The sequence below is a fragment of the Arthrobacter sp. 10N418 genome (assembly GCF_056394725.1).
On sequence record NZ_JBFTIK010000045.1, the window covers coordinates 1 to 7104 of the forward strand.

A 7104-nucleotide genomic window follows, 5' to 3' on the forward strand; every position below is an offset into this window, starting at 1 on the left:
GGACGGAAAAACACGGGTAGACTTCTGCATCGAAAGGGTGCTCCCTCGCTCGGCAAATAACGGTCTCGACAACCACTATTTTCCCAGTTCAGAGCACCCTTTCCCTGATTAACACGCCATCCCGACGGACCCGCCATGAAAACCTGGGGTTAGCTGTCCTTTTCGAGGCCCGCTCATGTGCCGGCGACCTCGGACTGCACAGAGTTAAGGTAGCGTCCGGCCGATAGTGTGGCTGCCCGGGTCCGGCGTGGCAGTGCCTGCCGGGTTACGTGTCAGCTGACGGTCACGATGAATTTGCCGAGGACATGGCCCTGTTCGCTTTTCGCTTGCGCGGCCCCGATATTTTCCAGCGAGAAGGTTTCCTCGACCGGCATCCGAAACTTTCCTTGCTCGAACAATGCTGCTGCTTCGGCGCGTGCTTCCGGTGCATGGCCCGGGCCCCGGCCGCCGGTGAACCGCACGCCATACTCGGCCGCCCTGCTGTCGGCGATGGTGATGACTTTCCCCGCATTGCCGGTGAGCTCAATAAGCTCCGGCAGGATGCCGGAGCCCACCGCGTCGAAGGCGACATCGACGCCGTGCGGGGCAACGTCCCGCATGCGGCCGACCAGGCCCTGGCCGTACGTCGTCGGGATGGCGCCCAGGGAACGCAAGTACTGGTGATGGACTTCGCTGGCCGTGCCGACCACGGTTGCTCCGCCAGCGAGGGCAAACTGGACGGCGGCCAGCCCGACGCCGCCAGCGGCTCCGTTGATGAGGAGAGTTTGACCCGGCTCTAAAGGCAGCAGATTCAGCGCTCGGCGCGCGGTTTCGGTCGACATCGGGTACCCGGCAGCCTCCTCGAAAGAGAGACTGCCCGGCTTCTTCGCCCACTCGACCAGCACCGCGTACTGGGCCGCGGCACCGGTGGCCGCGGTGCCGAAAACCTCGTCGCCGACGGCGACCTCCTCCACACCATCGCCGACCTCGTCCACGACTCCCGAGGCGTCCATCCCCACCCCGGCGGGAAGATTGATCGGCATGACGGTTGCCAGCGCCCCGCTGCGAATCTTCCAGTCGAAGGCATTCACCCCTGCCGCACGAACGGTGATGCGGATCTGGCCGGCGCGGGAGTGGGGCTCCTCGATGTCGACGACTTTGAGGACTTCCGGGCCGCCGTACTCGGCAAACTGAACAGCTTTCATGGCTTTCTCCCTGGTGAGTTGGCGGGATGAGTGCTTTTCTCATGATGCCCACGACATATGCGGGGGAGCAAGGGTTCAGGACACATGCGGCCGCTCACGCCTGCCCGGGTGCGGAACGCCGGGCCTGCCCGCGTTCCGGTCATCGGCAAGCTCCGGGGTAGCCAGTGAGCCCGTGCTGTCCTCGTGGGCGGGGGCCCGGGCCAGCATGCGGCGCACCGGCCGCGTGCCGTTCTGCGCAGGCTTTAACCCGTCGATGATCGGACGGCGTGGATGTCGTCCGAGAAATTGTGGCCCTACCAGAAACCTTCATGTCGGGATGCGGATCGGTCCCGCACCGGTCCCACAAGCCCGTAGCTGGCGCACGAGGGTAGTCGAACGCGCGAGCGGATTTCATGTGGCGTTCTCTTCCGTCTGGGTCAGACGGGAACATGGCAGGCCGGCTCCGGTTGTTGAAGACAACGAGGGCGTCAGCCTTCCCGCCTCGGAAGCGCCGGCCGCAGCGCTCTCATCTGCGGGCATCGCAGCCAAAACTGACACGGATGCGTCCGATATGCTCCCGGGCCGCTTGCTGCCTGCGGACCCCGTTCGTTCGGCCATATCCACGCCAACGAGCAGCGACGGTATTTTCGGCGGGCAAAGCCTCGGCTGCACGGAAGTCCCTCAACGGCGAGAACGGTGAAGCGCCGCTTTAGACCAGGCCATCCAGCGGCAGGTGCTCGACGACGTTTCGGAGTCTCTCGGCATCCCTTACGCCTCAAAGACAGGTAGCCGTGGGTGGCGGCGGCGACGACTCCGATGGCGAGATAGACGAAGCCGATCAGGCCAATTCCGCGCCTGCCTCTTGGACGTCTGCTAAATCCGCGTACCATCGCTCATCTCCCGCCGCTGGTATGAGGACGTTATAGAAGCGCGCAACTCATTCGGGGAGACCTGGAATACTTCTTGTTCGTTGTTTGTGTTGCCGGTTCGCCCGAGCGGAATAATCAGGCGCGGCTAATATAGGCTGCCGCGCAGCGGTCGGGGTAGAGCAGCGGGCGAGACGGATGCAGAGCCCCGGCTATTAGGCCGTGGTGCTGGCCGGTGCCTTTTTGACCGTGGCAAGCAGGAAGACTCCGGCGACGGCTGTTGCCCCGGCGAGTAGGAACGCGATGAATGCTTCTGCCGGGGCTGTGTCGGCCTCACCGAGGACGGTGATGCCTAGGGTGACGGCGACGAGCGGATCGATTACTGTCAGGCCTGCGACGACGAGTTCGGACGTCCCTCGGGTGTGGGCGTTTTGGACCAGGAATGTCCCGAACAGGGCGGCGATGATTAGCCCTGCCCGGCAGGTCAGGGATAGCCATTCGAAGTCGCCCTGGAAGAGTCGGGCAATGACGGTTTTGGCCAGGGCTGCGACGAACCCGAAGAGTATGCCGGCTCCGGCGGTGAACACGACGGCGCCCCAGCGGTGCCGCGAGAGACCGAAACCTGTGCCGAGCGCGGCGAGGACGGCGCCGAGCAGTATCAGAATAGTGATGAGTTGCCGGTCGTTGATTTCAACGTCCCGCGCGGAAACTGCAGCGACTGCAACGAACACCCCGACACCGGCAATGCACAGGGCCACGGATGTGAGCGCGCGGCGGCCCGGGGACCTCCGGGTCATTCTGGCGGTGGCCAGGGTCGTGACCACAAGGGCGACCGCGCCGATGGGCTGCACAACGATCAGGGGTGAGAATCTCAGACTTGTGACCTGCAGGAGTATTGCTGCTCCCAGCATGGCTGTGCCGGCGAGCCAGGCGGGTTTGCCCAGGAGGGCCTGCAACCGGCCCCCGCCCATGCTCCCGGCGGCGCGCCCCGGCGCGGGTCTCTGCTCGTCCACGGCTTTGTGTTGGAAGAGGGTGCCGAGGGCAAGCAGGATCGCTCCGGCGACGGCGATCGGGATGCCAAGCCAGTGATATGACGACAAGGTCGGCACGGCGACAGTCTGGATCATGATCCGACCCTACATGTGGCTTGTAGCGCTGACTGCACCGTCTCAGCGCCCTCCTGCGAACGCGCCCGAAGATCCTGAAGCCTTTCCAAAGTTTCTCGAACTGGCCGGGTGTGCACAGAATTCCCCGGCCCAGAAAGTGGCCCGGAGCGGTGTTCATCCACAGCGGGTGGTGCTTCTGCTTTGAGCGGGGAGTCTGGCCCAGGGCAAGGAGCCGGCTGCGTAGGAGGACCAGCACCCGTTTCCGGCCTGGCCTCATCCGGACAACGGGTGCATGTCAGATGCCTGCAGGATCGATGACGCCATGGAGTTTAATGGTCGCCAGTTCCTTCAGCTCCTTCAGAATCTCCAGCTGCTGGCTGTTGATGGCCATAAGCAGCTCAAATCTCTTCCTTCGCTTTTTGCGTTGGTGTCGTAGTCGTGCTGGGCCATGGCGGCGGCGATGGCGTCCTGCCGTTTGGCGGCGATCAGCAGGATGGCGCCTTGGAGTCCGGCCAGCATCGAGAGCAAGAGGTTTAGAAGGATGTAGGGGTACGGATCCCAGGAATTGGCGGCCAGGGCCCATGTGTTAATGGCGGCCCAGATGAGCATGAAAGCGATGAAGCCGCCCACGAACGGCCAGCTTCCCATTCCGTTTCGCATGATGTCGGCCTCGCGCTGGCCTCTAGTGAGGGTGGCTTGGTGCCCCTCGTGCCAGGTCTTTTGGTGGTCGGTCATGACTCGGGGTGCCGGGGGAAGACTACCGTCCGGCCTCTGCTTACCAGCAGGCGGCAAGCGTTAAGATGCTAAGCTTGCTTAGTTTCTCTTTCTGTCAAGCAGAGTGCGGCGAGGGCTAACTTGAAAAGTCCCCGCCGGTCGTTGTGGCTGGCGGGGCCTCATACACTTCGCCTCCAACACCTCTACTGGCCTGTCGCGATGATCAAGCTTTGGCGTGGCCGTGAACTTCGCTGGCGCGCTTGAGCCGTGTTCAATATGAACTCTCTCAACAATCCCTCCCGAATGCGTCACTGGAACAGCAGCTCCCAACCGCCAAACCGGTTGCGCCGTCAGCAGGTCTATTTCTTCTTGCGTCGGCCGAAGCCCCACCCCGGCGCAAATGGGCCGCCGTCTGCAAATAAGTTCCTCAGCGACTGCAGGATCCGTCGCCACAAACTGCCATCAGAGGTCACCTTGCTCTTGGGGATAGCGTACACATCGAGATATTTTGCCGAGCTCAGGCCGCGAATGGTGTCTCAGTAACCGATCCCTTTGCGGGCTGCACCATGCGCCAAATAGCGCCGTGAAAACGCCGCCATTTATCGCCGAAACTCACACCCTAGCCCCGTCCTTCATTTGTCCGCTGGCCACGTGTGACGCTGATACCGGAACATCGGAGGGGGGCTGCTTTGAGGAATCTGGCAACCCCGGGCATAGAAGCGCCCCGATGCTATTGGGGGATGCATCGGGGCGCTTGTTGGAAGCTTATTCGAGCTCTTAGTGAAGGTCAACCGCCGTGTGGCGTCGCACTGCGGAGTGATTGAGAGATAGGTAAGGTGTCGCCCTCATGGGCATCGGGGGTGGGCCCGAAGCCCTCTGCGGATAATGCCAGCCGGCAGAGGACGTCGGCAAGAAGGCTTACATAGGATGGCAGCGGTCACCGTCCCGCGGCCGGAGCCGGGCGCGGGTTGATGGTTCATCCGGTGCAGAATTCATCGGGATTTGCCTCATTTGGTGCAGATCTGCGGGCGGCCTCATGCCGGGTCCGCCGGCGCCGCTATCGTTACGACGACGGGTGAGGTCTCGGTCGCAATTGGGGGATCGAGAACCCATCTGACTCCGGGCCGCCCGGACGGGCTGGGCGCTCTCCGGCACTCTGTGGGGTACACCGTACAGGCTGTCGGAGAGCGCGGAACCTGGAATTCTACCTATCGAGTGATCGCCGGAGGTCTTCCAGGTAGCCCAAAATAACGGGTGGGTTCTCCCTGAGATCACGCGCTGTCAGCCCGGTGGTCTCCTTCAGGGCTCTGCGTAGGCTCTGGGTATTGGAGAAACCGCTGCGGACGGCAAGTTCGTCAATGGGTCGGACCCGCCATTCCTTGTCGAGAAGCAGCTCCAGTGTTCTCGCTGTCCGCAGGGCGCGGATGCGGGCGCCCACTCCGAGGTCTTCCTGTTCGAAGAGGCAGAACAAAGCCCGGCGGGAGATATGGAAGTGCTCCGCTATGGCGTCTACCGCCAGATCCCGGGAAGCGTAGTTCCGGTGAATGTGTTTCTTGATTTCCAGTCGTTGTGACGGTTTGAGTGATTCGGGCTCCGCGGGAACTTCGAGCAAGGAGGAGATCAATGACGTGATGACGGAGCGCAGGACTGTGGCTGCCGCATCTGGGTGTGCCTCCATGCCTTCATTTCGGCAGCCCAGGAGAACGGGCATCACGAGAGAGCGCAATACGGGATGCTGAATGAGGTTCGGCACACCAGCCAGACGTTTCGCGGCTCCGGCGTCCACGTCCAGGCTGGATCTGTCCAGGTTGAGCTGGATTACATGCATGCCGCGGGGTGCGTGGAAGGCGCCGTCGCGGGTGAGGTCGAGGAAACGGACACGCGGTGCGCTAATGGAGGCCGGTTGTCCGGAGAAGTTGTACGTCGCGGATTCGGCCTTCACGAAGTACGCCAGGCGGAGATCGTCCAGATCCGGGTTCGCATTCCAAAAGCCGGAAGCAGGTTCGTTCCGAAGCTCTACCACGCTGAAGCCCGGCCCGGTAAAACTCGTGGCGGAAGGACAGAAGAGCGGGGACACCGGTCCGGTGGCTTCCAGCCGGACCGGGGTGTCGACTGCTTGGCCGTACCAGGCCCGCCAATGCTCGAACTTCTGCCGCGGAGTCAGCTCCTCCGGAATTTCGTAGCGTTGAAGGGATGCCCGTCTTTCGGATCCGGGGCGGGCGATAACGGACCCCCGGTCCGGGCTAATGGCGTCAAGATTCATGCTTCCCCTCCTCGTTGGCAGCGACAGGGTCCCCGGCGCATGTAATCATACTCTGCCTGATCCCACCACCGAGGGGAGGAGCGGTCAACGCGGTGGACGGTGGCCATTCGTTGGCAGGTTCCCGGCCGGCGTTGAATGAACGGCTTTGGACATTTTGGCCAGTTACTTTGTTGACCGTTTTCTCTATTTGGACGATACCGTCGCTGGTTTAGGGAAGGCGGGAGATGTTCTGTCGGCGAACGTGGTCGGGGTCACGCCCGCTGGCCCATTGTCTCGAAAACCCACCGGTACGACCAGCCGGAGGTGTCCCAGTGGGAGTTCACGTCGTACCCGCAGCGTTCCAGCAGCGACCGGCGGCCGACCCCTTGGGCCAGAAATACTTGACACAACCAGGGCCGCCCCTGGTCAACGATTAACCGCGCTGGCGATCGGGAGCTCCCGGTGGGGAAGGCTTGAAGAATTCGCCCAACATGCGGCCCTGCTCTTCGGTCATCCAATACTCCGTCGAACCCGGGCCCTCATGCGTGTCGTATGTCAGTGAGATGCGCACGCCTGGAGTGTGCCCGGTCGTGCGTGTCAGGGAAATTTGTTGGATGGTCGCCGGGAGATCGGCTCCCATGCGGATCGTTACGCCGGCCGCGGTTGGCCCGCTCTCAACCGGCACCCCCATATCTCCGTCGAGAAGCCACGGCGCGCCGTTGGCGATCGCGTGGCCGTGCGCATCGCAGACAGGGATGGCGAATGGCTCGTATTCGGGGTGAGGTCTGAAGACGGTCTCGGCTTCACTGCTGCATCTCAGTACTGTGCAATGGGTCATGGCATGAGACTAATAGGGCGTGGAAGCGGAATTTTTCAAGCTGAGCGGTACCAGCGGGAGTTAGGCGGCTGACTGTTCGGCGTTTTCCTTGGGTTGGTTGATCCACGCCGGTCCTGGGAGTGCGAGGATCTTGGGATCGGTCGTGGTGGTGAAGCGTTCGGGGTGTTTCGCCCGG

The 7104-nt window shown here is 62.7% G+C and carries 5 protein-coding genes; all 5 read right to left on the reverse strand.

Annotation, left to right across the window (positions count from 1 at the left end; genetic code table 11):
• Nucleotides 1-272: 272 nt before the first annotated feature.
• Entirely contained in the window at nt 273-1184 is a 912-nt protein-coding gene (locus AC1DCZ_RS18985; protein WP_476975955.1) for an NADP-dependent oxidoreductase, read from the reverse strand.
• A 1060-nt stretch (nt 1185-2244) separates the two neighbouring features.
• Nucleotides 2245-3156, reverse strand: a complete 912-nt coding sequence (locus AC1DCZ_RS18990) for a DMT family protein (protein ID WP_476975956.1) — start codon at nt 3154-3156, stop codon at nt 2245-2247.
• Nucleotides 3157-3492: 336 nt separating this feature from the next.
• Nucleotides 3493-3870 carry a DUF1003 domain-containing protein gene (locus AC1DCZ_RS18995; RefSeq protein WP_476975957.1) on the reverse strand — a complete coding sequence of 126 codons (378 nt, stop codon included), beginning with the start codon at nt 3868-3870 and terminating at the stop codon, nt 3493-3495.
• 1183 nt (nt 3871-5053) lie between these two features.
• Nucleotides 5054-6112: a helix-turn-helix transcriptional regulator gene (locus AC1DCZ_RS19000; RefSeq protein WP_476975958.1), complete on the reverse strand. Its 1059-nt coding sequence runs from the start codon at nt 6110-6112 to the stop codon at nt 5054-5056.
• Nucleotides 6113-6524: 412 nt separating this feature from the next.
• Nucleotides 6525-6929 (reverse strand): hypothetical protein, encoded by a 405-nt coding sequence (locus AC1DCZ_RS19005; protein ID WP_476975959.1) that lies wholly within the window; start codon nt 6927-6929, stop codon nt 6525-6527.
• Nucleotides 6930-7104 lie beyond the last annotated feature (175 nt).

Bases quoted from the DNA above. Each gene is read 5' to 3' on its own strand.
- AC1DCZ_RS18990 (WP_476975956.1), bottom strand. From the start codon at position 3,156: ATGATCCAGACTGTCGCCGTGCCGACCTTGTCGTCATATCACTGGCTT.
- AC1DCZ_RS18985 (WP_476975955.1), bottom strand. From the start codon at position 1,184: ATGAAAGCTGTTCAGTTTGCCGAGTACGGCGGCCCGGAAGTCCTCAAA.
- AC1DCZ_RS19005 (WP_476975959.1), bottom strand. From the start codon at position 6,929: ATGACCCATTGCACAGTACTGAGATGCAGCAGTGAAGCCGAGACCGTC.
- AC1DCZ_RS19000 (WP_476975958.1), bottom strand. From the start codon at position 6,112: ATGAATCTTGACGCCATTAGCCCGGACCGGGGGTCCGTTATCGCCCGC.
- AC1DCZ_RS18995 (WP_476975957.1), bottom strand. From the start codon at position 3,870: ATGACCGACCACCAAAAGACCTGGCACGAGGGGCACCAAGCCACCCTC.